The following is a 26,700-nucleotide window of genomic DNA, read 5'->3' as shown; positions in this document are numbered from 1 at the left end:
ACGAGGGGTTCTTGGCTTACCAGACGGTAATAGCCGTGGCGCAGAGGGGGCTGTCCCAGGCGTAGCCGCCGTCTTCACCGACGAAGGAGTCGGCGAGGTCCTCGAAGCTCGCCGGGTGGGCGGGCGTCATGTCGCCGGTCAGCGCGTGGATGACCGTGTAGCGCCCGGCGGTGAAGATGTGCGAGTTCGAGAAACCGCCCGGCATGCTCCAGTTGATGCCGCCGCAGGGGTTGCCCGCCTGGATGCCGGCGGCGTACAGGCCCGGGATGGGGGCGCCCTCGGTGTCGATCACCCGGTAGCGGTTGTCCACCATGACGCCGGCGTTGATGCCCGACATGCCCACATCGCCCTTGATGCAGAAGAAGGGGGGAGTGTCGATGGCCGCCATATCGGATCCGGCGACGCCGAAGTCGTCGTCGCAGCCCTTGGCGCACAGCTCGTTGTAGCGCTCGATGCTGGCGACGCCGTCGGCTACGGGAATGCCCGCCGCCTCGCAGAGCTCCTCCAGGGTGTTGCCCGATACCACCGTTTCCGGATCCATCCAGGCGCTTCCCTCGCCCACGAGGGCCACCGGCGGCACGCCGGGAATGCCCTCCACGGCGCCCTCGGTCTTAGAGTCGAAAATGCGGAAGTGGATGCCGCGGTCCTCGGGCTTGTAAGTGGCGGACATGGAGATGTTCAGGCTGCTCATGGGGATGGTCTCGTTGCAGAAGCGCTTGCCGTGGACATCGAGGGCCAGGAAGGGGTAGAACATAAAGGGGCCGATGTAGTTGGTGTGGATCTGCCGCGCATGGCCGAGGGGCGCCATGCGGCCGCCCGCCAGAATACCGAGGATGTGGCCGTCGCCGGTGTGGTTCACCAGGCACAGGGGGAACATGGCGGCGTCGCGCAAATTGCGGTCCACCATGGACTCGTTGTTCATGTAGTCGCCGGCGGCCAGCACGACGCCCTTGGTGGCGTTGAGCTTGACGTAGCTGCCGTCCTTTTGCTTGCCGATGGCGCCCGTTACGGTGCCGTCCTCCTCCTGGACCAGCTGCACGCAGGGGGTCTCGTAGTAGAACGTGGCGCCGCCCTCGGCCGCCTTCTGGGCCAGGGCCACCATAAGATCCTGGTTCGAGGCCTGGGTGGCATCGCACACGGCGACGACGCCGCCATCGTCGTAGCGGATGGAGCTGTCGGTGAGGAACTCGATGGGCTCGATGCCGACCGAGCGTCCCTGGCTGATAACCCAGGGCACGGCCTCCTCGGCATATTCCACATAGTAGTTGAACAGCTCGTTGTTGATGCGCCAGTCGTTGAGGCGGGCCCAGTCGCTGCGCCACCGCACGATGCCGGCGGGGTTCGAGTGGGCCTTTACGACGAAGGAGCAGCCGTTGCCGTTGGCCGAGACCGTGGCCTCCTTCTGGAGGCAGGCCACCTTCGCGCCCTCCTCCACGGCGGTGAGCACGGCGGGCACGCCGGCACAGCCGGCCCCCACCACGACGATGTCGTAGGTTTCCTCGGCGGCAAATTCCGTAATGGGCTCGCGTTCCACGATGCTGAACTCGAAGTCGCTCTCCTTGAGGTCGGCCGGCAGCTCGCCAGCCGCCGTGCTGGCGAGCGCGTCGTTGGCTGCCGGAGTCGACGGGGCGCAGCCGGCGGCGCCCAAAAGCGCGGCGCCCGCCGCCAGGCCGGCCCCGCCCTTGAGGAACGTCCGTCGATCCATGTTCTCCATGTTTCCCTCCTTGGGGTCGTTGCACGTGGGCGCTTCTCCGCGCCCGGGGCGGCTTGTGCCGCCTCGGTGCCCATACTGCCCCTCTTGCCGCTTTCGCGCTTCCCATGGAAAGGGGGGTAATGTGTCGCGCCCTTTCCCATAAAATGGTGATATGACTGTATGAGCGGCACCTTTTGGGTCGCCATCCCCGCTGTGGCCGCCGGCGGCCGTCCGCCGGTCGCTTCCGTCCGCCTTCGGCGGCCCGCGACGCCGCTGCCCGATTGGGGCGGGCCCGCGGGGGTCGGGCGCGGCTTCTCGTGGAATGATGGGAGGCGTACCGATGCGCGACGATTGACCGAAGAGGAGCAACCATGGCCATCTTCAGCCCCACCGAGATCACCGACAACTACATGAGGGCCTCCGTGGGCAAGGCCGCCTCGCCGGCATGGCGGCTGTTCCTGCTGGCGGTGGCCGCCGGCGTGCTCATCGGGCTCGGCGCGGTCACCTCGTCCACGGCCGCCCACGGCCTGGAGAACGCCGGGCTCGTGCGGCTCATGTCGGGGCTCATCTTCCCCGTCGGCCTCATGATGGTCATCCTCATGGGCACCGAGCTGTTCACGGGCAACGCGCTCATGGTGACCGCCGCCATCGACGGCCAGATCACCTGGGGACGGCTCTTCCGCAACTGGGGCATCGTGTTTCTCGGCAACCTCGTGGGGGCCGTGGCCCTGGCCGCCTGCATGGCGTTCTTCGGCCAGCTGAACATCGGCGGGGGAGACTTGGCGGTGTACACGGCCAAGGTGGCCGCCGCGAAGAACGCGCTGCCGTGGATGAACGCCTTCGTGCTGGGCATCTTCTGCAACCTCATGGTGTGCATCGCCGTGTACCAGGCCAACACCGCCCAGGACACCGCCGGCAAGGTGCTCGCCATCTTCTTCCCCATCATGGGCTTCGTGCTGGCCGGCTTCGAGCACTGCGTCGCTGACATGTACTACGTGCCCGCGGGCATTTTCGCTTATATGAACCCGGCGTACACGGGGCTCATCGATGCGGCGGGCATCAATGTGGCCCTGCTCAACTTCGGCGACTTCATCTTCGCGAACCTCATTCCCGTGACCTTGGGCAACATCGTTGGCGGCGTGGCCGTGGGGCTGGTCATGTACGCCTGCCATGGCACGAAGAGGGCGTAGAAGAATCTGCCGAATTCTTCAGGAATGTGGGTAATTCGGTCAGGTTTTGCGGCTTCCCTGCGGGTGCTCTTGCGAAGCGCGGCCGACGGCCTATGATGGGAGCATGGCGAACGGACTGACATATCAGCGCACCACTACGACCCCCGAGGCTACCAAGCAGCTGGCGGCGACGCTCGCGCCCTATCTGCATGCGGGCGACACCATCGTTCTGACCGGCGATTTGGGGGCGGGGAAGACCCAGTTCGTGCAAGGAGTGGCCGCAGCCCTCGGCGTGCGGGCGGCGGTGACAAGCCCCACCTTCAACATCCTTTTGGAGTACCACGACGGGCGCCTGCCGCTGTACCACTACGACCTGTACCGGCTGGATGCGCGCTGGCAGCTGGAGGACATCGACTACTACAGCGCCATCGACGGCGACGGAGACGGAGCGGCCTTCGTGGAATGGGCCGAGAAGTTCCCCGAGGACATGCCCTACGACTATCTGGAGATCGCCATCACAGCCGACGGCGACGGCGCACGGCGCATCGTCGCGCACTCCTTCGGCTCCCGCTCGCGCCAGCTTCTGTGCGTCTGGGCCAACGATTCCAAATCGCGCTTGGGAAAGTGCCAGCTGTAGAGAGACCTCGGGCAGTTCGCTATCTTGGGTTCGCTATCTTGCGGCGCGCGGGCAGTGGGGTACAATAGGCCGCACTGATTTGTCGTTTTCGGGAAGGTTCTCCCTTTGAATACACAGCGTTCTTTCGTACTTGCCTTCGACACGGCCAACGAGGTCATTGCCATTGGGCTGGGAAAGCTTGATGCCGCCACGCAGTCGATCGAGTGCGTGGCGAGCGTGGAAGTGGAGGCGCGGCGGGCGTCGAACACCCAGCTACTGCCGCGTATCGATGAGCTGTGCGCCCAGGCCGGCGTGGGCCGCGGCGAGATCGCCTGCGTGGCCGTGGGGCGCGGACCGGGATCGTTCACCGGGGTGCGCATCGCCCTGGCCTGTGCCAAGGGCATCGCGTCCGCGTTAGAGGTGGGCCTTGTGGGCGTCTCGTCGCTGGACGCGGTGGCCTGGGGCGCGTGGAAGGCGAGCGAGCGCGGGTCATTGCTCGTCGTGGCCGACGCCATGCGCCGCGAGGTGTATCCCGTGGAATACCGCCTGAGCGACGCGGGGGCGGAGCGCGTGACCGCCGACCGCGTGATCAAGGCGGATGCCTTCGCCGAAGAGCTCGGCGCGACAAGTGCCTCCGATCGCCTGATCGCGGGCGATGCCCTGCGCAAGTACGTGGAGCTTTTCGAAGGCGCGGGCATCCTTCTGCCCGAGGCGCTGTGGACGCCGACGGGCGCGGGCCTCTTGATGGCGCTTCGGGCCTCATGGCGCGCGGGGGAGTGCGATCCCTTCGACGCCGAGCGCCACGATCCGGCCTTCGCCCTGCCCGTGTACACGCGCCTGTCGGACGCCGAGGAGAATGAGCGGCAGCGCCTGGCCCGGGCCGACGGCGCCCTGGCGGGCAAGCGGGGCTCGAAGCACGTGACCATGAACGACACGGCCATCGCCAACGCCCGGGCCAACGGCGAGGGCATCGCCTACAAGCCGCTCGATGCGTGTCATGTGGCCGATGTGGCGGCCCTGGAGGCGGCCGTGATGGGAACCGATGCGTGGAACGAGACGCTCGTGGCCGACGAGCTGGGCCGCGCCGACCGGGTATGGTGGGCCGCCTACGCCGCGGACCCGAAGATGCCGCTTTCCGCCGAGGCGCCGCTGGTGGGCTATGCCGGCGGCTGGGTGGTCGATGGCGATCTGCAGATTCTGAAGGTGGGGGTGGATCCCGCGTGGCGCCGTCACGGCATCGCTCGGGTGCTGCTCGCCCGCGTGGCCGACGACGCCCGCAACCTGGGGGCGCGCACGAGCTCGCTGGAAGTACGTGCCGCAAACGCCGGGGCCCAAGCGCTGTATGCGGCCCTCGGCTACGAGGTGCTGGGCCGCCGCCCGCGCTACTACTCCGACGGCGAGGACGCCCTCATCATGCAGGGCCCTCTGCCCACCATCACCCTGGCAGCGGTTCCGAACGGCGAGAGCGTCGCGGACGAATCCCGCAGGGGCGCCTCTTGCGCCGCCCTCGGCCGCGAGGATGGAGCGGCTAACGCGCAGCCCGGCCATGCTTCGTATCCAGGGGCGACCGAGGTCGCCCCCTACGGGGAGAGCGACGTGATCGCGACAAATCATCCTCTCATTCTGGCCATCGAGTCTTCCTGCGACGAGACGGCCGCCGCCGTCATCGACGGCGGGGGAGTTTTGCGCTCGGACGTGGTGGCGACCCAGGTGGATTTCCACGCCCGCTTCGGCGGCGTCGTCCCCGAAATTGCCAGCCGCAAGCACATCGAGGCCATCTGCGGCGTGTGCGACGAGGCGCTCGACGTCGCTGCGGCGAGCCTGGGGCGATCGAGCCTCCGCTGGCGCGACCTGGACGCCGTGGCGGTCACCTACGCGCCGGGACTCGTGGGCGCACTCGTGGTGGGCGTGGCCTTCGCCAAGGGCGCGGCCTGGGGCGCCGACATTCCTTTTATCGTGGTGAATCATTTGGAAGGGCACCTGTACGCCAACAAGATCGGGCTGGAGGATTTCGCGCCGCCGGCGGTGGTCTCGCTCGTGTCCGGGGGCAACACTCTGCTCGTGTACATGGCCGATTGGGGCGACTACCGCGTGCTCGGCACCACCGTCGACGACGCGGTGGGCGAGGCCTTCGACAAGGTGGCCAAGGCGCTGGGCCTGGGCTACCCCGGCGGCCCGGTCGTCTCGAAGTTCGCCGCCGAGGGCGACCCGGATGCCATTCCGTTCCCCCGGGCCATGCTGCATTCGGGTGATTTGCGCTTCTCGCTCTCGGGCCTGAAGACCGCCGTGGTCACCTACATCAACAACGAGCGCGCCGCCGGGCGCGAGCTCAATGTGCCCGACATCTGCGCGAGCTTCACGGCGGCTGTTGTGGACGTGCAGGTGGCCAAGGCTCGCATGGCCCTGCGCGAGACGGGGGCGCCCACCTTCTGCCTCGGCGGCGGCGTGGCGGCCAATCCGACCTTGCGCGCCGCCTACGAGCAGATGTGCGCCGAGGAGGGCGTGCGCCTCGTGATGCCGCCGCTCGCCTCCTGCGGCGACAACGCCGGCATGATCGCCGAAGTGGCGCTCGACCGCTATCGGGCCGGGGCGTTCTCGCCGCTTAGCACCGACGCTTTGGCCCATGGCGACTTGGAGGTGCCGTACTAGCGGCTCCGGGCGTCAGGGTTCGGGCGTTTCCGATTGCCCTTAGCGGCCCGGAGCGTTGAGCCCAAAACAAAAGCCCGAAGAGTCGGCGACTCTTCGGGCTGGGCGAGCGATGGGGCAGGTGCCCCGTGGCCTTTGCGGGCCGAGGCCTTCTCTAGTGGCGGCAGGCGTTGGCGGGATCCATGAGCGCGACCTTGCCCTCCGCGACCAGGCGGGCCACGTTACCGACGTTGGGCTCGGTGGTGTCGGAGTAAACCTTGATGCCGGCGTTGGTGAAGCGAGTGAACGGCGGCATGCCCATGCCCACGGTGAGAATGCCGTCGACGCCGATGCCGGAGACGAAGTCGATCACGCCGCCGCAACCCACGGCATCGTGATCGGCGTTCTTCACCGACTCGACGCTGACGATGTTCATGTCGTCATCGAACTCGACGACGGTCATGTACGCGGCGTGGCCGAAGTGCCCGCTGCGGATGCTCTCGAGGCCGGCGTCGGTTTCGCTGGGGATGGCGATCTTCATGCGAATGCTCCTTTGCTGTTGCGACTTGCCCTTTGCTCGGGCAAGTCATACGAGTCTTTCAGGGCGAATTATAGCTTGAGCTGCGTCAAACATGCGTTGAAAATCGGCGACGACCTCCGAAGTGGCGTCCGGTGCACCAGCGTTCGAGGCGCCGTTGCTTCTAGCTCGCTCGCGCTGTATCCGTTGAAAGCTGAATAGCGGGGCGGATGCGACGCAGACGCAGAGACGAGCTGCCGGACTGCAATCTTAATACTGTCTTAATGCGGGCGCATGAACCTTAACGGCGTCTTTAGCCCTTGCTGATTATGCTGACATTCATCGGGTGGTGCTCTTGCGCGCGAAGCGCGTTGCCTCCCGGATGTTGGCAAGCGGTCCTGCGGGATCTTGAGAGACAAGGGCAAGATCATGTTCGTGGTGACACCTATCGTGGGCGTGTTGGCGCTCGTCGCGATGGCGTATTTGGCAGTTTTGCTGCTGCGGGGCGGTGAGCAGCGATGAGCGCGATCGCGGGGTCGGAGTTTCTGCAGGCAGGCGTGCTGGTGGCGCTCGTCGTGGCCTGCGCCCTCCCGCTTTCGGGGTACTTGGTTGACGTGATGGAAGGTCGGCCCCTTCTCATTCGGCGTGCGCTGGGCCCGCTCGAGCGCTCTGCGTGCCGTCTTGTGAGCGCGCGCGAGGACGATGGCATGGATTGGAGGCGTTTTCTCGCCAGTGCGCTCGCCTTTACGGCGGTAAGCTTTATCGGCCTCTTCGCCCTGCTGATCTGCCAAGGCGCACTGCCTTGGAACCCCGAGGGCTTTCCGGGGCTTGCGCTCGATACGGCCTTCAATATGACGGCGAGCTTTGTGACGAACACCAATTGGCAGCCTATCGCCGGTGAGACGAATCTGAGCTACTTCTCACAGGCGGTTGGTCTGGCGGTGCAGAACTTCCTTTCGCCGGCCGTCGGCATCGCGGTGGCATTCGCGTTGCTGAGGGGCCTGGCATCTTCGGACGGCGGCAAGCTCGGGAACTTCTTCGTCGATGTCGTGCGCGCGGTGCTCTACGTGCTGCTGCCCCTGTCGCTGGTGCTCGCTTTGGTGGGAGTGTGGCAGGGATCCCCCCAGACGTTTCAGGGCTACGAGACGGTGCAGCTTTTGGAGCCGGTGAGCGTCGATGCCGAGGGGACTCTCGTCGATGCCGATGATCCGACGGCGGTGCAGGAGGTGACCGAGGCGGTCGTGCCGCTCGGTCCGCAATCGTCCCAGGTGGCTATCAAGCAGCTGGGAACAAACGGCGGCGGCTTCAACGGCGCGAATTCCGCCTCAGCTTTGGAGAACCCCACGCCGCTTACGAATCTCCTCCAATGCGCGGCGATACCGCTCATCCCCTTCGCTCTCGTATTTGCTTTCGGGCGCATGGTGGGCGACCGCCGGCAGAGTCGCGCGCTCATGACGGTTGTCCTCACGCTTCTCGCGGTGGGCCTGTTCTCCGCTATCGCCGCCGAGACGGCGGCCACGTCTCAGCTTTCAGCCGATGGGGCAGTGTATCTGGGCGCCTTGGATCAGTCGGCTGGCAATATGGAGGGAAAGGAATGTCGTATCGGCGTCGGCGAATCGGCGGCGTGGACGGCGCTCACGAGCGCTACTTCCAACGGCTCGACCAACGCATCAATCGAGGCCATGACTCCTATCGGAACGCTGGTGCCGCTGGCGCTCATCGGACTTGGCGAGGTGGTCGGCGGCGGTGTCGGCACGGGGTTGGTGGGCCTGCTTGGCTTCACGGTGCTGGCGGTGTTCGTTGCGAGCTTGATGATAGGGCGCTCTCCTGAATACCTGGGAAAGAAGCTGGGTCCGGCCGAGATGCGCATGGCGGTCGTTATCGTGGTGGCGCCGGCACTTGCCATCCTGCTTGCCGCATCGGTGCTTGTGATGAGCCCCGCCAGCGCGGCGGCGGTGGGAACTCCGGCTCCCTTCGGTTTTACCGAGTTGCTGTATGCGGCCACTTCGGCCGGCGGAAACAATGGCAGCGGCCTTTCCGGTCTGAGCTCGAACACGCCGCTGATCAATGTGGTGCTGGGGGTGGAAATGCTCTTTGCCCGCCTGGCTCCGCTCGCTGCGGCGCTGGTGCTCGCCGGGAATTTGGCACAGCGCAAGGTTCAGGCGACGGGAGCGGTCGGGCTTTCCACCTCAAGCGCTTTGTTCGCCGTGCTGCTGTTGGTCATCATCGTGCTCATCGGCGCGCTCTCCCTTCTTCCGGCTTTTGCGCTGGGACCTCTGGCCGAGCAGTTCATGGGTGCGTTCTAGGTAAGGTGCGTGGGCTATGAAAAAGGAAACGAAACGAGCGATTCGCGACGCTTTTGCCAAGCTGTCCTTTCGCAGCCAGGCTCAAAATCCGGTTATGCTCATGGTGTATCTGTCGGCCTGTTTGACCACCGTGCTGCTTGCGTTGGCGCTCGCGGGCATATCTGACGCTCCGTGGGGCTATATTGCGGCAATTTGCGTGGTGCTGTGGGCGACGGTGCTGTTCGGAAACTTTGCCGAGTCGCTCGCCGAGGGTCGCGGCAAGGCGCAGGCCGATGCGCTGCGCTCCGCCAAACGCGATGTCGAGGCGTGCCTCATAGACAACGCCGCCCTCGCTGATGCCGCCACGATGGAAGACCCGTCGGCGTTTCTTGCCGATCGAGGCCGCGCGGTGGGATCGGCTACGTTGAAGCGGGGGCAGGTGTACCTTGTTCGCGCGGGCGAGCAGGTGCCCGCCGACGGCGAGGTCATCATGGGGGCGGCAAGCGTGGACGAAAGCGCGATTACCGGCGAATCGGCGCCGGTCGTGCGCGAGAGCGGCGGCGATCGGTCGTCGATTACCGGAGGCACGACGGTGCTCTCCGATTGGCTGGTAGCGCGGGTGACCGCTGAGGCGGGTCAGAGCTTTCTCGATAAGATGATCGCCATGGTCGAGTCGGCCGCGCGCAAAAAGACCCCCAACGAGCAGGCTCTCGAGCTGCTGCTCATCGCGCTGACGTTAGTGTTTCTTGCGGTGTCGCTGTCCTTGTACCTGTTCGGAGCATTTACCGCCGCGCAGCACGGCGCGGGAAATCCTCTGGGAATCACCTCGTTGGTGGCGTTGTTCGTGTGCCTGGCGCCTACCACCATCGGCGCGCTGCTGTCCGCTATCGGCATTGCCGGCATGAGCCGACTGAATGCGGCCAATGTGCTGGCCACCAGCGGGCGTGCCGTCGAGGCGGCGGGTGATGTAGATGTGCTCCTGCTCGACAAAACGGGCACTATCACGCTCGGCAACCGTCAGGCTGCGGCCTTTCTGCCCGTTGGCGGCGTTAGCGAGCACGAACTTGCCGATGCGGCTCAGCTGGCAAGCCTGGCCGACGAGACGCCCGAGGGACGCAGCGTGGTGGTGCTCGCCAAGGAGCGCTTCGGCATCCGCGAGCGCGAGTTGGCGCAGTCCGGTTTTGCGGTGGTTCCCTTCACGGCCCAAACGCGCATGAGCGGTGTGGATTTCGAGGGTCACGAGATTCGCAAGGGTGCGGCCGACGCCGTGCGGGCTTACGTGGAAGCGCGCGGGGGCGTCTTTGGCGCGGAGGTGGCCGCCGTGGCCGAGGAGGTGTCTCGATCGGGCGGGACGCCTTTGGTGGTGGCGCGCGATGCGCGCGTGCTCGGCGTCATTCACTTGAAGGACATCATCAAGTCGGGCATTCGCGACAACTTCGCCGACTTGCGCGCCATGGGCATTAAAACAGTGATGGTCACGGGCGATAACCCCCTCACGGCCGCTGCCATCGCCGCTGAGGCGGGGCTTGACGACTTTATTGCCGAGGCCACGCCCGAAGCGAAGCTTGCGGCCATCCGTCGCTACCAGGCCGAGGGGCATCTGGTCGCCATGACAGGCGACGGCACCAACGACGCTCCGGCGCTGGCCCAAGCCGATGTGGCCGTGGCCATGAACTCCGGCACTCAGGCGGCCAAGGAGGCCGGCAACATGGTGGACCTGGATTCCTCGCCCACCAAGCTCATCGAAATCGTGCGTATCGGCAAGCAGCTGCTCATGACCCGCGGCAGCCTCACCACGTTTTCGATCGCCAACGACCTGGCAAAGTACTTCGCGGTCATCCCGGCGCTGCTCGTGCCCCTTTATCCGGGTTTGGAGGTGCTCAACATCATGCATCTGGCCACACCCGCCTCGGCGATGCTTGCGGCCATCATATACAACGCTCTTATCATTGTCGCGCTCATTCCGCTTGCGCTGCGCGGGGTGAAGTGTCGCGAGGCGTCGCCGCACCGTCTGCTCGCGCGCAATTTGGCAGTGTACGGCTTGGGCGGCGTGATCGTTCCCTTTGCGGCCATCAAGGCGCTCGATGCGCTCATGGTGTTTGTCGGCGTTGCGTAAAGGCATCCGGGCCGCAACATGGCGGCGGCCTTCGTTTGAACCGCTGTGAAGGCAATTTTCGAGAACAGGAAGAACGCATTATGAGTGGAAAGATGGTGACGCGGTGCTTCGCGAGTGCCCTGGCGTTGTTTATCGCGGCAAGTGTGCTGTGCGGGATCGTTTACCCCTGGGCTGTGACGGGGCTGTCGGCTATAGCGTTCCCGTACCAGGCGACAGGCTCTATTATCGAGGTCGACGGGGTGAAGTACGGCAGCGAGTTGGTGGGACAGCCCTTTAAGAGCGACACCCATTTGTGGGGTCGGCCCACGGTGGTCGACGCCAGCTCCTTCTCCGATGCGGAGGGGCAGCCGCTTTTGTGGTACAGCCCCGAGAACCTCAGTCCCGCGAGCGACGAGTTTGCCGCGCGAGTGGACGAACGCATACAGCAGGTGCGGGCGGCCCATCCCGACCGTGCCGCGCAGCCCGTTCCAAGTGATTTGGTGACGGTGTCGGGATCGGGCTTCGATCCGCATATCTCGCCGGTCGCTGCCGATTACCAGGTGGAACGTATCGCTGCGGCAACGGGACGGCCCGAGAGAGAGGTGCGTGCCATTATTGCTCAGTGTACCGAGTACCCCCTGTTGGGCATTATCGGCGAAGCGCGGGTGAATGTGCTGAAGGTGAACCTCATGCTCGACGGCGTGCTGGAGTAAGTGGAGCTTGGCGCGCTTGGAGAAAACCTGAGGGAAACGGATAGCGAATGAGATGCGGCTGAGGAGTGGGGCGTGCTAGGATGCAGGGGCGCTGTCGGGACGACACGAAAGGGCAAGTGACGTGGCGGAAGTTCGAGAGAGATGGGAGATCGGCGGCGGCCGCGGCGACCCCGATGCCATCCTACAGCGAATCCGGGAGGAAGAGGAAGCGGGTGAGGCGGAGCGCTTCGAGGGGCGCGGCCGGCTCAAGGTGTTCTTCGGGTACGCCGCCGGCGTGGGAAAGACCTTCGCCATGCTCACCGAGGCTCATCATGTCCAAGATGAGGGCGTCGATGTGGTAGTGGGCTACGTTGAGCCGCACACGCGTGCCGACACCCTTGCCTTGCTCGATGGCCTGGAAGTGCTGCCCGTGAAATCGGTGAAGCACCGAAACGTCGCTTTGCGCGAATTCGACCTCGACGCCGCCCTGAAGCGCCGTCCCCAAGTTGTGCTGGTAGACGAGCTGGCGCATACCAATGCGCCGGGGTGCCGCCATCGCAAGCGCTATCAAGATGTCGAAGAGCTGCTCCGTGCGGGTATCGATGTGTACACGACGGTGAATGTGCAGCATCTCGAGGGGCTTAACGACAAGATTGCCTCCGTGACGGCTGTGGAGCCCTCCGAGCGGATCCCCGACCGCGTTTTCGACGCGGCCGATTCGGTCGAAGTCGTCGATTTGGAGCCTGCTGACCTCATCAAGCGCCTGCGTTCGGGCAAAATCTACACGCCCGAGCGGATCGGGTCGGCGCTTTCGCACTTTTTCTCGCGATCGAATTTGGCGGCGCTGCGCGAAATTGCCCTGCGTCGCGCTGCCGACCGCCTCACGCGCGCCTCTGCGGCTACGGTGCCGCATGCGGCTGGCGGCGAAGACGTTTTGGTGCTGGTGACCGCCGATGCGGCGGCGCCGCGAGTTATTCGCGCGGCAGCGGGTATGGCCGAGGCGTTTGGCGGCTCGTGCACGGCGCTTGTGGTCGAATCGGGCGGCGAGGGCGTGGAGGGGCGATCGAAAGGCGATGCGGCCCTTGCCCGCTCGATCGCCCTTGCGGAGGAGATGGGTGCGCACATCGTCACGTTGACGGGGGACGATCCGGTGCAGCCCGTGGCCCTTTACGCCGCAGCGGCGGGTATTCGCCGTATCGTGGTGCCCTCGATGCCCGGTCGCATCGGCCTGCTCGGATGCGGGGACGTGGCGTCGCGGTTGATGCGGGCCGCTCCCGAGGCCATGGTGACGGCCGTCCCCGCGGTGGACGCCCCCTCGGTGCTCGAGCGCTTGCGCACCCATGCGAGCTTTCGCCTCACGGCCTCCGATGTTTTTCGAGCGCTTCTCGCGATAGCCGTTGCGACGGCGCTGGGGGAAGTGGCGTGGCTGGCAAGCCCTACGCCCTCGATCATCCTCATGACCTATCTGCTGGTCGCGCTGCTGCTCGCCACGCGCGCGGATGGTTTTCTGTATGCCGTGCTTGTGGCGCTGGGCAGTGTCGTGGCCTACAACTTCTTCTTCACGGCGCCGCGCTACACCTTCCATGCCTATAGCCTATCGGCCCCCATCATCTTCGCGTTTCTGCTGATAGGAACATTGGGGGCCTCATCTTTGGCCATCCGACTGAAGCGTCAGGCGACCACGGCGGCGCGACGGGCCTATCGTACCGAGGTGCTTTTGGAGAGCAGTCGGGAGTTCCAGGCGGTCGTGAGCCTCGGCGCTTGTTTGGAGACGGCGGCGGCCCAAGTGGTGAAGATTCTCGATCGGCCGGTGGTGATGTACCAGGTCGATGGGGCGGCGCATGGCGGCCTCCTTCCGCCGCGGGTCTTCGATGTCCCCGGCAGCGGCGGGGGAGACGCCGAGAAGCTGGATCTCGCGGCTCCGGGCGAGATGGCTGTTGCGTCGTGGGTCGCCGCCAATGGCGAGGCCGCCGGCGCGACGACGGATACCTTGCGCGAGGCGCGCTGCCTGTACCTTCCCATTCGTTCGAAGGATCGCGTGTTCGGTGTGGCGGGATTGGTGATGGAGCAAGGCGACGACGACTTCGGCTCCTTCGAGCGCAATCTGCTCGTAGCGCTGCTTGACGAATGCGGTCAGGCGGCGGAGGCTCTGGCGCTGGCGAGCGAGCGGAAGAACCTCGCCGTGAAGGCCGAGAAGGAGGCGCTGCGCTCGAATCTGCTGCGTGCCATTTCCCATGATTTGCGAACGCCGCTCACGAGCATCTCGGGCGACGCCGATATGTTGCTCGCCTCGGGGGACGTCCTGGACGAGGCGCAGAGGAAGCGTTTGACGTCGGATATCCATGAGGACGCGAATTGGCTGATCAATCTGGTGGAAAATTTGCTGTCGGTGACGCGGCTCGACGACGGCGACGTCGAAGTGTCGCGCGCCCCCGAACTGGTTTCCGACGTGCTGGCCGATGCGCTGCGCCATGTCAGTCGCTTTGTGAGCGAGCATCGGCTGACGGTGGAGATCGAGGATGAGTTTCTCCTGGCTCAGATGGACGGACGTTTGATTGTGCAGGTGGTGGTGAACCTTTTGAACAACGCCATCGCCTACACGCCCGCGGGGTCGTCCATTCGCCTCACCGCGCATCGCGAGCGCAGCGCTTCCGGCGATAGGGTGGTTGTCGCGGTGGCCGATGACGGTCCGGGCATCCCTCCCGCCGAGCAAGCGCGCGTGTTCGATCTGTTCTACCACGGGGGACGGGTGGGCACAGGCTGCGAGGACGGCGAAGGGGGCGATGCGCGTCGAGGAATGGGGCTGGGTCTTTCGCTTTGCCGCTCTATCTTAAGGGCGCACGGCAGTGATATCGTGTTGCGCGATGCCTATCCGCACGGTTGCGTGTTCTCGTTCGCTCTTCCCGCGGCAGAGCTGCGCGAAGAGGCTCCGGTTGGCGTCGTCGAGGAAGGGAGTGCGGACGTTGAGCGATAGAAACGAGGGCGTTATCCTCGTTGTGGAGGATGACCCGGCGGTGCGCAATCTGGTTACGTGTGCCCTTGACGTGCACGGCTATCGTTCGCGCGAGGCATCCACGGCTACGGCGGCTCTCGCTGACCTTACGTGCGCGAGGGATGTCAACCTCGTCATTTTGGATTTGGGACTGCCCGATCGCGACGGGACGGAGGTCATCGGAGCGGTGCGCGGGTGGTCGCGCGTGCCGATCATCGTTCTGTCGGCGCGCCAGGAGGATGCCGATAAGGTGACGGCTCTTGATGCGGGGGCCGATGATTACCTGACAAAGCCCTTCTCAGTTGCGGAGCTGCTTGCCCGAGTGCGCGTGGCGCTGCGTCGCGTCGCCTTCGACGAGACCGAGGAAGAGGCGGGGGAGACGTATCGCAATGGCGATCTCGCCATCGACTTCGATGCCAAGGTTGTCGTGAGGGGCGACGACGAGATTCATCTGACTCCCATCGAGTACAAGCTTCTGGTGCTTTTGGCCCACAATACCGGCAAGGTACTCACCCACAACTATATCCTGAAAGAGGTATGGGGGCAGGCGTTGACGAGCGATCTGCCCAGTCTGCGCGTGTTTATGGCCACCTTGCGCAAAAAGATCGAGCCCGATCCTGCCAGCCCGGTCTATCTCCAAACCCACGTTGGCATCGGCTACCGCATGCTGCGTGTGGAATAGGTTTTCGCTTCTGCCCCATGTTGTCATATACATTGGCGAGCGTTTGTGTCATACTTCGGGAAACGGAATCGAAGGGGGCGCGTTGTTCGGGGAGCTGGTGACAGCCTATCTGTTCTTGGCCGGGGTCGGCGCGGGCGGCGTGGCCGCGGCGTCTGTGGCCGACCTGCTCTTCGTGCGCGAGCCCTTCGGCGCGGATGTGGTGCCTGACTTCGTTGAGAAGCGCCCGGCTGAGCGCCTGGTCGCCGGTGTGCTGGCCCTCTCCTGCGGGGCGCTGGCCCTCGGTGCCGGCTGCCTCGCCGCCGACCTCGGGCGTATCGACCGCGTGCTGTCGCTGTTTACGGCACCGCCTGTGACGCTCATGAACCTGGGCGCCTGGGCCGTGGCGCTGCTGACGGCGCTGGCGGCGGCGCTCGCCCTGGCGCGGTTTCTGTACGTGCCCTGGTTGCGTCGGTGCGCGATGGTGGTCGCGGAGATCGTCGCCTGCGGGCTGGCCGTGGTCGTGGCGGTTTACGCCGGGCTGCTGCTGCAGACGCTTTCCGGGGTGCGGCTGTGGTCGTCGCCCTGGGTGCCGACGCTCTTCGCACTGTCGGCCGCCTCCTGCGGCTGCGCCCTGCTCATGGCCGGGGCGCTTTTCGTGGAAGGCGACGGGAGCGTTCGGAAGGCGGTGCGCAGTGCCGCCCGCGTCGATGTGGTCGTCATCGTGGCGGAGGCGGTGGCGGCCGCGGGGCTTCTCGCCTTCGCGCTGGGAAGCGATCATTCGGGTGTGCGAGCCTCGGCGACGAGCCTCATGCACGGCCCGGCGGCGCTGCCCTGGTGGGCGGCTTTCGTGGCCTGCGGCCTTGCGGCGGCGCTCGCCGTGGAAGTCGGCTGCCTTGTTCGCGGGCACGGGCGCTCGCGCTCGGCTGCGAAGGCGGTCGCGAAGGCGTATCCCGCTGCGGCCCTGGCTCTTGCGGCTGCCCTCGTGCTCGTGGGTGCTCTGGGCCTGCGCGCCGCGGTGGTGGAGGCCGGTGCCCAGCGTCCCTTGGAGCTGCAGGAAGCGGAAGCCCCCGCTTCCGTACCTTCCGAAAACGAGGAGGCGGCGGGCTTGCGTTCCGCGCCTTCTGCAGAGGAAAGCGGGGGAGAAGGCTCCGCAACGGAAAGAGAGGACGTGACCCTGTGGTCAAACTAGGCAAGACGATACCGGCCGGGGACCTGTTCCAGCTGGACGATGCCAGCTCCATCCCCGTCTGGCTCCAGTTGAAGAACCGCTTCATCTACCTCATCACCTCGGGGTTCTACCTGCCGGGCGACCAGCTGCCCACGGTGCGGGGCCTGGCCGCCGAGGTGGAGGTGAACTACAACACCGTGAGCAAGGTGTACCAGAGCCTGGAGGAGGACGGCTACATCGTGTCGAAGCGGCGGCTCGGGGCGTTCGTGGCCGATGTGTCCGACAAGCCCGGCGTCTCGGCCGAGGTGACGGCGGAGATCGTCACGGCAGAGTATTTGCAGCGCTGCCAGGAGCTCGGCATGTCGCTGGAGGATATTGACGCGCAGTTCACGGCGGCGCTCGTGGCCGCCAAGGCCAAGCGCGAGAAGGACGGCACAAGCGAAGGAGCAGCCCATGACCCGCAAGAAGCACGGCGCGGACGCCTCGTCAAGTTCCCCGAGCCCGCAGGAGAGGGCGCCGCAGACGGGCGCGCGGCTGGAAACGGGGCGTAACCGCACCTCCCGCAACGGCGCCGTGGCGTTCACCATCATCGTGTTCGCCGCCGTTTGCGCGCTGGTGCTCGCTTGCGCCCAGGCCCTCGCGGGCGGCATCGGCCTCGCGGCCCTCGTGATCGCCGTGGTGGTCGGCATCCTGGCCGCCTCGTCGGTGCACATCGTCATGGAATGGGAGCGCGCCGTGGTCATGCGCTTCGGCCGCTTCAATCGCGTAGCGGGGCCGGGCATTGTGTTCACTTGGCCCGTTATCGAGTTCTACACCGTGCGCATCGACCAGCGCGTGGCGGCCACCTACTTTGGTGCCGAGGAGACGCTCACGGCCGATCTGGTGCCCGTGAACGTGGACGCGGTGGTGTTCTGGATGGTGTTCTCGCCGAAGAAGGCGGCCGTAGAGGTGGAAGACTACGCAAGCGCTGTGGCATGGATGGCCCAGGCCACGCTGCGGGCGGCCATCGGGCGCGCGAGCTTGGCTGAGGTGGCCTGTCGGCGCGACCAGCTGGACGCCGAGCTGAAAGAGGTGCTGGAGGCGAAGCTGGACGGCTGGGGGATCGACGTCATCGACGTGGAGGTGCGTGACATCGTGGTGCCCCGCGAGCTGCAGCCGGCGATGGCCGCCGCTGCCGTCGCGGCCCGCGAGCGCGACGCTCGCATGACCCTGGCCGAGGCGGAGGCGGACATCTCCGACATGCTAAAGGACGCGAGCGCCAACTACGAGGGCGACCCGGAGGCCATGAGGTTGCGCACGATGCATTTGGCCTACGAGGCCGTGAAGCAATCTGGCGGCACGCTCGTCATCCCCAGCGCCTTCAGCGAGGGCTTTGTGCCCGAAGGCGGGGAGAAGGCCTAGCGACCGACGACGCATCTGTGCTACAATGGGCCTCGCCTAGAGAACTTGGCCCCGAAGGGCCGGGACGCCCGAAGACGTCCCGGTAGCGAGGGTGCCTAGTCCTCGCTGTTGTTGGATGACCCGTCACTATGTGGCGGGTCCCCGCTTTCTAGGGCCAAAAGTGCAACCCCAAGAGTGGCGGCTCCAATCAAAGTCTGGACTAAGGCCAGGAAAACGCTCATCTGCATCACCTCCCTCCCGTTATCTAGAATTGGTGTTAGGGGAGATGTATGCAGAGAGCCCCAGCTCCCCGCTTAATTCATAATAATACAAACAAATATTCTATAATCAAGACTTGACTTTGCAAAATGGTGCAATTTTCTGCCATGAAAATGGTTTGCATGAAATGATCTCTGATCCGGTGTTTTGAATCAAGGACAAATTTTGTCATAGATTGTCCTACATTTTCTCTTGACAACATATGACAAAGTATGACAGACTGGCAGCATCAGAATCCGGCCGATTCTAAAGACATGTACGGTATCCCATCAAACTGTTGCGCGATTACCGGGTTCGCCCATGGGGGATGGGAAAGAGGAGGAAAGCGCAAGACGATTCTGCGGATCAGCTCTCTGTCTGAATTGCGCGTTCCTCTCACTCGAAAGAGGAGGAGAGAATGTCTGGAAGCGAAAAGCGTTCCAATCTCACTCGCAGAGGTCTCCTGAAGGCTACTGGGGCGACTGTGGGAGCGGCGGCGCTTATCGGCGGCGGTGTCTTACGGGCGCTTGGTCCTGATGAGGGGGCTTTTGCCGAGGAGCCTGAGGACCAAACAAAATGTCGTGTAGGCTGCTGCTGGACCTGTGTTTACTGTCAATATGAAGCACACGTTAGAGATGGAAAGATTGTAAAGCTTTCTCCGATTGAGGGCGGAAGCCCTCGGGGTTCTCGTATGTGCCTTCGAGGTCGTTCAAGGATGCGTGCTGTTTACAACCCCAATCGAATTCTTTATCCGATGAAGCGAGCTGGCGAGCGAGGGGAAGGCAATTGGGAACGAATCAGTTGGGATGAGGCAATATCTACTATTGCGTCAAAATGGAAATCGTATAGGGAGGAATTCGGTCCACGCTCTATTGCATACTATTGGGGTTCTGGGAATTGCGCCGCGCTTGGTTCGGGCAACTTTGGAGGTCTTTTAGGACGGCTTGCAAATGTTCTCGAGATGACCATGGTGGATTACTGCACAGATATGGCCCTTGGATATGGCATGGCGCGGGTTGCGGGGGACGGGATGTTCCGAAATGGAGCCTCGCTCATAGGCAATGCCGATAAAGTTGTCATGTGGGGGTGCAACTTTGTCGATGCTTGGTGGCAGCATTGGTGGCCCCTTGCTGATGCAATGGAAAAGGGAAGTACGAGGCTTATCGTAGTTGACCCCAACTACTCCACCACTGCGTCTAAGGCGAATATGTGGGTGTCTAATCGTCCCGGTTCGGACCCCGCTCTGCTCCTTGGGATAATGAATTACATCGTCGAAAACGATTTGCACAATAAGGAGTTTTTGCTAAATCATTCGAATGCATCTTTTTTGATACGTCAGGATACAAAAAAAATCCTTCGTGCAAGCGACCTCGGCATTCTTTCTAAGGAGAAAGGAGACTCCTCTGTCGAAAATGTGTCGGAAATCCTCGATTCTCCTATTGTCTGGGATGAGCAATCGCAGACAACAGTTGCCTATGATGCCGCTGTCAGCCCGGCTCTCTCCGGAGAGAGGCTGGTGCATGGGATACCAGTGAAAACAGCCTTCGACATGCTTTGCGATGAGCTCGGAAAGTACTCGCTTGAAAGAACCTCGGAACTGACTGAAGTTTCAGTTGACGATATCCGAAAGCTCGCAATCGAGGAATCCGAAGGAGAGATCTGGAACATCGCAGGATATGCAAGTCAGGCTTACGATAATGGTGCCGAGTTCGGGCAGGCGCTTGCTACGCTGGCTATTTTGACGGGCACGGTAGGGCGTGCTGGCTCTTGTGTTGGAGGTTCTTGGTACTCTTTCAACACTAATCCTGCGTTCATGGCTCCGACAGGCACGTTTGTTAATACTGTTCCCGTTCTTTCTATGACTGACATTATGGACTCCGGGCAATATGCTGGGGAAGACTACCCGATCAAGTCTCTATTTGTAGCTGCTGCGAATCCTATGTCGAGCGGTGGAAGCTCAAATGAGATATTGGAATGGTGGAATAAGATTGACTTTATCGTTGTGTCTGATCTGCAATATAGCGATAGTGTGAAATATGCCGATATAGTGTTGCCTTGTGCGCATGCGCTTGAAGTCGAGGATGTGCTAAAGGGTAGTTATTATCCGTATGTTGGAATAACCGAAAAGGCGGTCGAGTCGCCTGCAGAGGCAAAAAGCGATTCTGATATTGCCCGGTTAATATCGGTCGAAATGGGCGTTGGAGAGTATTTTGAAAAGACCGATGAAGAGTACTTGAGGGAATTGGTTGACGAGTCCGAGCTCGGTCTTGAACGGGGCATCACTCTCGATAGGCTTCGGGTTGAAAAAGATATCTGTTACGACGAAACAGATATCAAATTCTATGGCGGAGTATTTCCAACAGAAACGGGCAGGGCAAATATCTATTGCGAAACGGTTGTGCCGCGTATCGATTGGGGTCAAGAGCTCGATCCTGATTTTGGACATGTTCCAACGTTCTCTCTCCCCAACGAAGCGTGGCCCAGGGGTGAGGTCGCGAAAAAATATCCTTTTACTTTGATGTCGCACCGGCTACGAACACGCTGGCACACTGGCGAGTTCGAAAATGAATGGATGCGTGAGATCGCGCCCGAGCCCATTGTGAAGATTAATCCATCAGATGCAATAGCCCGCAGCATTGAAGACAATTCTTATGTCGAGCTGTTCAACGAACGAGGACATGCCGTCGTTCGTGCGATTTACGCAGACGATATTCGTCCAGGGGTGCTGATTTACCCGAAAGGCTGGCAGCAGTGTGAATTCAAGGAAGGCGGGTTCTCGGAAATGACCTCAGCTCATTGCAATCCGTTTACCGTAAACACATCGTTTATGGATGTGGCGGCAGACATTCGACCGTGGGGGCAGGGAGAGTAAAAATGAGTGGATCGAGATACGGCTTTGCCATAGATACAATAAGGTGCGTCGGGTGCCATACCTGTTCTATAGCATGCAAAATTGAGAATAATTTACCAGACGATGTGATCTGGAACCGCGTTTTGACAAATGGTGGCGCCTCCATGGATACAGCGAGTGGAACGTTTCCTAATCTCAGCAAGGAGTATGTAACCGTTGCGTGTCAACATTGCGAGAATCCTGCATGTGTGAAGGTCTGCCCTGTCGGTGCAACGTTTAAAGATCCGGATACCGGTGCGGTAAGGCAAGATTATGATAAATGCATTGGATGTCGTATGTGCATAGCTGCTTGTCCTTATACGGGGGTTCGTTCTTTCAATTGGGATGAGCCGACTCATTCAATAGGATTTGCCGTTGGAGACACAGATGCGCCTGAACACCAGAAGCATACGGTGGAAAAATGCACAATGTGCTGGCATAGGCTTGCCCGTGGAGAAGAGCCGACTTGCGTAGAGGCATGCTTGGCAAAGGCTAGGCATTGGGGCGATTTGGACGATCCGAATTCGGAAATTTCCAAGCTTATAGCTTCGCGCGAGTACAAGCAGCTGCTTCCTGAAGAGGGAACGAAGCCGTCGGTGTATTACCTGGTGTAGGGCGCTTTCCCTCGTCATGCGATATCGCGGGCGGGGCGTGGTTGCGCCGCCCGCCTACTTCTAGGAGATTCTCATGTCTGATTTCTCTACTGGGGCCATCGTCGATGATGACCTCGACCTTAGTGCGGCCAAGGGCCGCTCAAAAAGCCATGAGGCGGTCGCTGCTAAGACGGCCGCATGGGGCGGCAAGGGGCTGAACGCCGCCATCGGCGTCTCGGCCGTCATCATGGTTGCCGGCATCGTGCTGTGGGGTGTGCAGCTCTCGGGCGGCATGGTGCAGACCGGCATGCGCAATCTGAGCTCGTGGGGCCTCTACATCACGTCGTTCATGTTCTTCGTGGGCCTGTCGGCCGGCGGCCTCATCATCTCGTCGGTGCCCAAGGCCTTTGGCATCGCGGGCTTCGGCGGCATCTCCAAGGTGGCCGTCATGAGCTCCATCGCCTGCACCGTGGCCGCCATCGGCATGGTGGTGGTAGACCTCGGCCAGCCGGCGCGCCTGTGGGAGCTGTTCGCCTACTCCAACCTAGGCAGCCCGCTCATGTGGGACATCGTGGTGCTCGGAACCTACCTCATCCTGTCCTGCGTGTACCTGTGGGCCCAGGTGCGGGCCGACGCGGGCAAGGTGTCCCACACCGCCCTGCGCGTGATCTCGGTCGTGGCGCTCGTCACCGCCGTGCTCGTGCACTCGGTGACCGCCTGGATCTTCGGGCTTCAGCAAGGCCGCGAGATGTGGCACACGGCCCTGCTCGCCCCCTGGTTCGTGTCCTCGGCGCTTGTGTGCGGCACGGCGCTCGTGATGGTGGTCGCCATCGCGCTGCGCCGCGCGGGATACCTCTCGCTCGACCAGGCCTACCTGGTGAAGCTCGCCAAGCTGCTCGGCGCCTTCGTCGTGGTGGACCTGTACTTCTTCGGCTGCGACCTGCTCACCGAGGCGTTCCCCGGCGGCTCGGGCGCGGAGGTGGTCGCCATGCTGACGGCCGGCCCGCTCGTCCCTTACTTCTGGACGGAGGTCGTCGGCTGCGCCCTCTGCGCCGTCATTTGCTTCACGCCGGCGCTGCGCACCAACGCCCTGCTGGTCGCCGGCTCGCTGCTCGCGATCCTCGGCATCTTCTGCAAGCGCGTGCAGCTGCTCGTCGGCGGCTTCCAGATCGCCAACCTGGACTACGCCGGCCCGCTAACCCCCATGCAGCACACGGCGTGGGATTCCGGCCTCTCCGGCATCTACGGCGGCATGGTCTACTGGCCGACGCCGCTGGAGCTCGGCGTGACCCTCGGCGTCGTGGCCCTGGGCGTGCTGGTGTTCCTGCTGGGCATTAAGCTCCTGCCCCTTCGCCCGAAAGACGACGAGGCGCCTTCCGAGTAACCGTCCCTCTTATGTGCAGGCCCGCGCCGCCCCTTCCCGGCGCGGGTCCCTTTGGTGAGATAGACGTGGCGCATTCGCGAGTGTGGTTTCGGAGGGGATGCTCCACAAAGGAAGTCTCAGAAAATAAAAGTGAAGCGTGGGAGCGAAATTTTCGAGTTGTTAGGTGTCGTTGCGCGCGCCATTGGCCGTATCGGTTGGGAGAAAACTCTACGACCTGGGGTTTTGCTTCCGCGCTTTCCCTGTGGGCTCTCCGAGCGCGCAAGCAAACCCCTAACAACTCGAAAATCTTGGTCCAATAATGGCTTGAAAATTGTCTGGCTCAGCGAAAGGGAGGAGATTCGCAATGCTGAAGAAGTTGGTCGCCACCGCTGTCTTGGCGGCGCTCGTGGGCGCGGTGGCGATGGTCGGCTTTGCGGCTGCGCCCTCGACGGCTATCCAGCCCATCGCCGCTGATTCGCCGTGTCCGGCCGCGGGGTGCGCGTCGGACGCGTGCCATGGGTTCGAGGCGGTGCCCGAGCCCGACGGGGCTCACGAGATGGTGTGCCCCGAGGCCGGTTGCGCGTCGACGGAGTGCCATGGGTGGGGCTCGCTGATCGAGCGCTACCATCAGGCCTCCGACATGTCGTTGAACGTGTGGATACTTATGCCGGTGGCCCTCGTGCTGGGGCTGTGGCTGCTCGTGCGCCGCATGGGCCGCGGCGCTCGTAGGACTGCCGGCGAAGAGGAGGCCTGCTATGAAGCGTAGCCATGCGCTGTTCGACATCGCCGTGCTCGCCGTGTACCTGCTGGCGGCCAACCCGGCCCTCACGGGCATCCCGCTGCACGAGTTCCTTGGGCTCGGCGCCTTCATCATGGTCGCGGCCCATGTGGTCGAGAGCGGGGAAGGTCTGGGCGGCCGCGGGCGCGTGGGCCAGCTCGTTCTGAACGCCGTGCTGCTCCTGGCGCTTGCTGTGTGCGTCGTGTCCGGCGTCATGGTGTCGGGGACGGTGCTGCCCTCCCTGGGGCTGTACGCCTCGGGCTACCACTTTTGGGATCCGCTTCACGCGGTGGCGGCCAAGGTGCTCTTGGCGGCCCTGCTCGTGCATCTGGTCGTGCGCGCTCCCGCCGCGCTGGCGGTTCTACGGCAACGCAGGGGTCTTCGCGCTGCGGAAAGCGATTGCCTGATGGGCCGCTGATCCAAGTTAGTCTTCCACCCCGCTTTTCTTCGCTATACTGTGCCGCAGAGAAATCGACGGCGTGTTTGCGATAGGCGATGCCGGACGGCGGAAAGGAGCGGGACTGTGGCTTTTGGAAAAGAAGAGGTGTGCGCGTATCTGGACAGTCGCGGGGTTGTCTACGATCGAGTCGATCACGAGGCGGTCTTCACCATGGAGGCGATGGACGCGCTCTCATTGCCCTTCGCCAATGTGGTGGTGAAGAACCTCTTTTTGCGCGACGACAAGAAGCGCAACTACTATCTGGTCGTCATGCCCGAGGATAAGCCGGCGAATCTGAAGGCTTTGCGGGCGGCTCTCGGAGCGCGGCCCTTGCGTTTTGCCTCGGAAGAGGACTTGCAGGGAATTCTCGGTCTGCGCGGTGGGGCGGTCTCTCCTTTCGGCGTGCTGAACGATACGGAAGGGAAAGTGCAGGTGGTGTTGGATGCGGCTTTGCGCGATTGGCCGGCCGTGGGCGTGCATCCCAACGACAACACGGCCACGCTGCGCGTTCCTCTGTCCGACTTGCTGGCGCTGTTCGAAGATCGCGCCGTGCCCTATCGGTTCGTCGCCACAAGCGAGGCTTCTGCGCAGTAGGGCGCTCGGCGTCAGCCATGGAGTTGCGACGCTGGTCGCGAAGCTACGCCGACAACGGGGCCGCACAATGCTATGCTTCTCGTTGATAAAACCCATCCGCAAAGGAGGAACTTCCATGACCGTATCCGCAAACATTTGGCAGGCGCGCGCGGCGATGTGCGAGCTGTTGGCGCTGTCGTTCCGCTACCCGGAGGACAAGGTGCTCGCCGAGGCCATCGCCTCGGGGGAGTGGGGCGAGGCCGCCGACGAGATCGCCGGCGCGCTCGGGATCGACTGGACGGCCGCCGCGGCCCCCGGTGCCGCTGAGGCCGCTGCGCTGCCCGATCCGGACGACATCCAGAAGGAGCTGCGCCCCGAGGCTACGCGCCTGTTCGTGGGCGCTCCCGAGGCGGCGTGCAGCCCGTACGAGGGCGTGTGGCGTGCGAAGGCCGAGGGCGTGCAGCCGCTGCTGTTCGTGAACCCGCACTCCATGGCTGTGGAGCGCTTCTGCAAGGCCTGCGGATTGGGCCGTCCCGAGGGCACCAACGAGCCCTTGGACGCCGTGTGGACCGAGCTGGAGCTTCTGGAGTACCTGGCCCTGCGCGCGGCGGCCGACGCCATGGACGCAGCGGCCGAGGCCGATGTGGAAGCTGGCGGCGACGGCGCGCCTACCGAAGAGCAGGCCGCGCAGTACAAGGAGGTCGGCGACGAGATTGACGAATTCGACGCGGAGGACGACGGTCCCGAGCCCGGCGACGTGGTGGCCTCGGCCGATTTGCCCGGCGGCTCTCCGGAGGCGGCCTGGGACGAGTTCATGGCCGAGCACGCGAAGGTGTGGATGCCCCAGTTCGCCGAGGCCTGCGAGAAGGATTCCCGCGTGCCGTTCTACAAGCAGGCCGCCAGCCTGCTTGGCGCCTTCATCAAGTAGCGTCAGCGCGGTTGCGCGCGTCGGTCAGTTTCGAGGGGGTTCGCTCTGCGGGCTCCCTTCATTTTGCGCGAGGGCGTCTTGGGGCGGATAGGCTTTGTTGAACTGGGCCCAGACGCCGGAATACAGAATGGCGTCCATGAGATGCGCGTCTTGCACCAGCGGCAAACGCTCGTAGGGCGCGGCCGCGTCGGCGGCAGCGAGGGACAGCGTGGCGCGCATGGCCTCGGCATCGGAGCCGAGCGTCACGAAGGGATTGTAGCTGCCCGAAGCGGCGTCGTCGTTGAAATCGACAGCGGCATCCATCAGGTAGATGAAGCGCCCGAGGCCGCGCCCCAGCTCTTCCATTGCTTCGGTCCAGAATCCCTGGTTGTGGGCGAACAGCCGCCCGAGCATGCGCCCGAACTCGCGGGCTGCGGCATCGGGGTCGAACGCGAGGGCGGTATCGGTTGCGTCTGCGCTAAGAGGAGAGACGCAAGCGGTTTCAGTGCTGTCCGAAAGTGCCGGTGTGTTGTTGCGTTCAGCGCCTTCGATAGCCCGAATCGCCGCCATGGCTCGCTCAATCTCGGCGCACTGCTCGGGGATGCGCGCCCGGGCCCGCTCGTAGGCGCCGGCGAGCAGGCGCTCGGCCGCCCGTGCCGCAAGATCGCCGTCGTCGGCCACGTCGTCGAGCACCTTGTGGTAGGCGAGTGCCACGGAGAGGTCGGCGGCATAGTCGGTCCACGCCGAGCGCGCCCATGCCCGCGGGGCGGCCGGTGCCGGGTGCATCACGCAATGGCTCGTGCCCTGCGTCTCGGCAGGCTCATGCAGGGAGTTGCACAGCAGCACGAAGAAGGTGAGGTCGTAGGTCAGGCACGCCCGCGACAGCTGCCCGTACCGGTCTCGCAGCGCGAGGCACAGCCCGCAGTACACCGCCCGGTAGCGCTCTTTCTCCTCCTCGGAAAGTGCTCCCGCATCCGCCACCACGAACCCGAACATGGGCTGCCCG

General features: G+C 63.7%; 21 protein-coding genes. 18 read left to right on the top strand and 3 right to left on the bottom strand.

The window, feature by feature from the left end; all coding sequences use genetic code 11:
• Window positions 1-16 precede the first annotated feature (16 nt).
• Window positions 17-1,714, bottom strand: a complete 1,698-nt coding sequence (locus ACW4LP_RS08695; protein ID WP_114539608.1) for an FAD-dependent oxidoreductase — start codon at window positions 1,712-1,714, stop codon at window positions 17-19.
• A 350-nt stretch (window positions 1,715-2,064) separates the two neighbouring features.
• Between ACW4LP_RS08695 and ACW4LP_RS08690 the strand changes: the two genes are divergently transcribed.
• The 3 genes from ACW4LP_RS08690 (at window position 2,065) to tsaD (ending at window position 6,127) form a co-directional block, all read left to right on the top strand.
• A complete protein-coding gene (locus tag ACW4LP_RS08690) occupies window positions 2,065-2,883 on the top strand; it encodes a formate/nitrite transporter family protein (protein ID WP_114548801.1) in 819 nt (272 codons plus the stop codon).
• A 103-nt stretch (window positions 2,884-2,986) separates the two neighbouring features.
• On the top strand, window positions 2,987-3,499 hold the full coding sequence (gene tsaE / locus ACW4LP_RS08685) for a tRNA (adenosine(37)-N6)-threonylcarbamoyltransferase complex ATPase subunit type 1 TsaE (RefSeq protein WP_114539610.1): 513 nt from the start codon (window positions 2,987-2,989) through the stop codon (window positions 3,497-3,499).
• Window positions 3,500-3,604: 105 nt separating this feature from the next.
• Window positions 3,605-6,127 carry a tRNA (adenosine(37)-N6)-threonylcarbamoyltransferase complex transferase subunit TsaD gene (gene tsaD / locus ACW4LP_RS08680; protein ID WP_114548800.1) on the top strand — a complete coding sequence of 841 codons (2,523 nt, stop codon included), beginning with the start codon at window positions 3,605-3,607 and terminating at the stop codon, window positions 6,125-6,127.
• Between the two features lie 151 nt (window positions 6,128-6,278).
• Here tsaD and ACW4LP_RS08675 read toward each other — a convergent pair whose 3' ends face one another.
• On the bottom strand, window positions 6,279-6,644 hold the full coding sequence (locus tag ACW4LP_RS08675) for a NifB/NifX family molybdenum-iron cluster-binding protein (protein ID WP_455803719.1): 366 nt from the start codon (window positions 6,642-6,644) through the stop codon (window positions 6,279-6,281).
• Window positions 6,645-7,138: 494 nt separating this feature from the next.
• On the opposite strand from ACW4LP_RS08675, the gene kdpA reads away from it, so the two are divergent.
• The 15 genes from kdpA (at window position 7,139) to ACW4LP_RS08600 (ending at window position 25,715) form a co-directional block, all read left to right on the top strand.
• Window positions 7,139-8,926, top strand: a complete 1,788-nt coding sequence (kdpA, locus tag ACW4LP_RS08670; RefSeq protein ID WP_331880081.1) for a potassium-transporting ATPase subunit KdpA — start codon at window positions 7,139-7,141, stop codon at window positions 8,924-8,926.
• Window positions 8,927-8,942: 16 nt separating this feature from the next.
• Window positions 8,943-11,021 carry a potassium-transporting ATPase subunit KdpB gene (gene kdpB / locus ACW4LP_RS08665; protein WP_455803718.1) on the top strand — a complete coding sequence of 693 codons (2,079 nt, stop codon included), beginning with the start codon at window positions 8,943-8,945 and terminating at the stop codon, window positions 11,019-11,021.
• An 80-nt stretch (window positions 11,022-11,101) separates the two neighbouring features.
• Window positions 11,102-11,713 (top strand): potassium-transporting ATPase subunit KdpC, encoded by a 612-nt coding sequence (gene kdpC / locus ACW4LP_RS08660; RefSeq protein WP_417000681.1) that lies wholly within the window; start codon window positions 11,102-11,104, stop codon window positions 11,711-11,713.
• Window positions 11,714-11,834: 121 nt separating this feature from the next.
• A complete protein-coding gene (locus ACW4LP_RS08655; protein ID WP_455803717.1) occupies window positions 11,835-14,666 on the top strand; it encodes an ATP-binding protein in 2,832 nt (943 codons plus the stop codon).
• Entirely contained in the window at window positions 14,656-15,366 is a 711-nt protein-coding gene (locus ACW4LP_RS08650; protein WP_302012725.1) for a response regulator, read from the top strand. Before ACW4LP_RS08655 ends, ACW4LP_RS08650 begins: the two co-directional genes overlap by 11 nt.
• Before the next feature lie 82 nt (window positions 15,367-15,448).
• Window positions 15,449-16,534 carry an NrfD/PsrC family molybdoenzyme membrane anchor subunit gene (gene nrfD, locus ACW4LP_RS08645; RefSeq protein ID WP_302683065.1) on the top strand — a complete coding sequence of 362 codons (1,086 nt, stop codon included), beginning with the start codon at window positions 15,449-15,451 and terminating at the stop codon, window positions 16,532-16,534.
• Window positions 16,522-17,064, top strand: coding sequence for a GntR family transcriptional regulator (locus ACW4LP_RS08640; protein WP_241521349.1), 543 nt, complete (start codon window positions 16,522-16,524; stop codon window positions 17,062-17,064). Before nrfD (ACW4LP_RS08645) ends, ACW4LP_RS08640 begins: the two co-directional genes overlap by 13 nt.
• Window positions 16,967-17,914: an SPFH domain-containing protein gene (locus tag ACW4LP_RS08635; RefSeq protein WP_161128368.1), complete on the top strand. Its 948-nt coding sequence runs from the start codon at window positions 16,967-16,969 to the stop codon at window positions 17,912-17,914. Before ACW4LP_RS08640 ends, ACW4LP_RS08635 begins: the two co-directional genes overlap by 98 nt.
• A 655-nt stretch (window positions 17,915-18,569) precedes the next feature.
• Window positions 18,570-21,023, top strand: coding sequence for a molybdopterin-containing oxidoreductase family protein (locus tag ACW4LP_RS08630; protein WP_173112201.1), 2,454 nt, complete (start codon window positions 18,570-18,572; stop codon window positions 21,021-21,023).
• Window positions 21,024-21,025: 2 nt separating this feature from the next.
• A complete protein-coding gene (locus ACW4LP_RS08625; RefSeq protein WP_114539621.1) occupies window positions 21,026-21,655 on the top strand; it encodes a 4Fe-4S dicluster domain-containing protein in 630 nt (209 codons plus the stop codon).
• Window positions 21,656-21,728: 73 nt separating this feature from the next.
• Complete coding sequence (gene nrfD, locus ACW4LP_RS08620; RefSeq protein WP_114539622.1) at window positions 21,729-23,018, top strand: NrfD/PsrC family molybdoenzyme membrane anchor subunit; 1,290 nt, start codon at window positions 21,729-21,731, stop codon at window positions 23,016-23,018.
• 343 nt (window positions 23,019-23,361) lie between these two features.
• On the top strand, window positions 23,362-23,763 hold the full coding sequence (locus tag ACW4LP_RS08615) for a hypothetical protein (RefSeq protein WP_114539623.1): 402 nt from the start codon (window positions 23,362-23,364) through the stop codon (window positions 23,761-23,763).
• Complete coding sequence (locus ACW4LP_RS08610) at window positions 23,753-24,193, top strand: DUF4405 domain-containing protein (protein WP_114539624.1); 441 nt, start codon at window positions 23,753-23,755, stop codon at window positions 24,191-24,193. Before ACW4LP_RS08615 ends, ACW4LP_RS08610 begins: the two co-directional genes overlap by 11 nt.
• Window positions 24,194-24,298: 105 nt before the next feature.
• Entirely contained in the window at window positions 24,299-24,808 is a 510-nt protein-coding gene (locus ACW4LP_RS08605) for a prolyl-tRNA synthetase associated domain-containing protein (RefSeq protein ID WP_227070356.1), read from the top strand.
• 115 nt (window positions 24,809-24,923) lie between these two features.
• Window positions 24,924-25,715, top strand: a complete 792-nt coding sequence (locus tag ACW4LP_RS08600) for a TorD/DmsD family molecular chaperone (RefSeq protein ID WP_197745990.1) — start codon at window positions 24,924-24,926, stop codon at window positions 25,713-25,715.
• Between the two features lie 24 nt (window positions 25,716-25,739).
• Here the strand turns inward: ACW4LP_RS08600 and ACW4LP_RS08595 are convergent, their stop codons facing one another.
• The gene (locus ACW4LP_RS08595; protein ID WP_173112207.1) at window positions 25,740-26,690 is read right to left on the bottom strand and encodes a DUF5685 family protein; all 951 of its coding nucleotides are present in this window, start codon (window positions 26,688-26,690) and stop codon (window positions 25,740-25,742) included.
• Window positions 26,691-26,700 lie beyond the last annotated feature (10 nt).

The sequence above is a fragment of the Adlercreutzia sp. CNCM I-6215 genome, assembly GCF_977072315.1.
Note: the sequence above shows the minus strand (reverse complement) of the source record. Positions and strands in the feature narration are given on the sequence as shown.

Excerpts from the sequence above, each read along its gene's own strand:
- ACW4LP_RS08630 (WP_173112201.1), top strand. The coding sequence starts at position 18,570 with ATGTCTGGAAGCGAAAAGCGTTCCAATCTCACTCGCAGAGGTCTCCTG.
- nrfD (WP_114539622.1), top strand. The coding sequence starts at position 21,729 with ATGTCTGATTTCTCTACTGGGGCCATCGTCGATGATGACCTCGACCTT.
- tsaE (WP_114539610.1), top strand. The coding sequence starts at position 2,987 with ATGGCGAACGGACTGACATATCAGCGCACCACTACGACCCCCGAGGCT.
- ACW4LP_RS08615 (WP_114539623.1), top strand. The coding sequence starts at position 23,362 with ATGCTGAAGAAGTTGGTCGCCACCGCTGTCTTGGCGGCGCTCGTGGGC.
- ACW4LP_RS08675 (WP_455803719.1), bottom strand. The coding sequence starts at position 6,644 with ATGAAGATCGCCATCCCCAGCGAAACCGACGCCGGCCTCGAGAGCATC.
- ACW4LP_RS08625 (WP_114539621.1), top strand. The coding sequence starts at position 21,026 with ATGAGTGGATCGAGATACGGCTTTGCCATAGATACAATAAGGTGCGTC.
- ACW4LP_RS08595 (WP_173112207.1), bottom strand. The coding sequence starts at position 26,690 with ATGTTCGGGTTCGTGGTGGCGGATGCGGGAGCACTTTCCGAGGAGGAG.
- ACW4LP_RS08695 (WP_114539608.1), bottom strand. The coding sequence starts at position 1,714 with ATGGAGAACATGGATCGACGGACGTTCCTCAAGGGCGGGGCCGGCCTG.
- kdpA (WP_331880081.1), top strand. The coding sequence starts at position 7,139 with ATGAGCGCGATCGCGGGGTCGGAGTTTCTGCAGGCAGGCGTGCTGGTG.
- kdpB (WP_455803718.1), top strand. The coding sequence starts at position 8,943 with ATGAAAAAGGAAACGAAACGAGCGATTCGCGACGCTTTTGCCAAGCTG.
- ACW4LP_RS08600 (WP_197745990.1), top strand. The coding sequence starts at position 24,924 with ATGACCGTATCCGCAAACATTTGGCAGGCGCGCGCGGCGATGTGCGAG.
- ACW4LP_RS08610 (WP_114539624.1), top strand. The coding sequence starts at position 23,753 with ATGAAGCGTAGCCATGCGCTGTTCGACATCGCCGTGCTCGCCGTGTAC.
- kdpC (WP_417000681.1), top strand. The coding sequence starts at position 11,102 with ATGAGTGGAAAGATGGTGACGCGGTGCTTCGCGAGTGCCCTGGCGTTG.
- ACW4LP_RS08690 (WP_114548801.1), top strand. The coding sequence starts at position 2,065 with ATGGCCATCTTCAGCCCCACCGAGATCACCGACAACTACATGAGGGCC.
- ACW4LP_RS08635 (WP_161128368.1), top strand. The coding sequence starts at position 16,967 with ATGACCCGCAAGAAGCACGGCGCGGACGCCTCGTCAAGTTCCCCGAGC.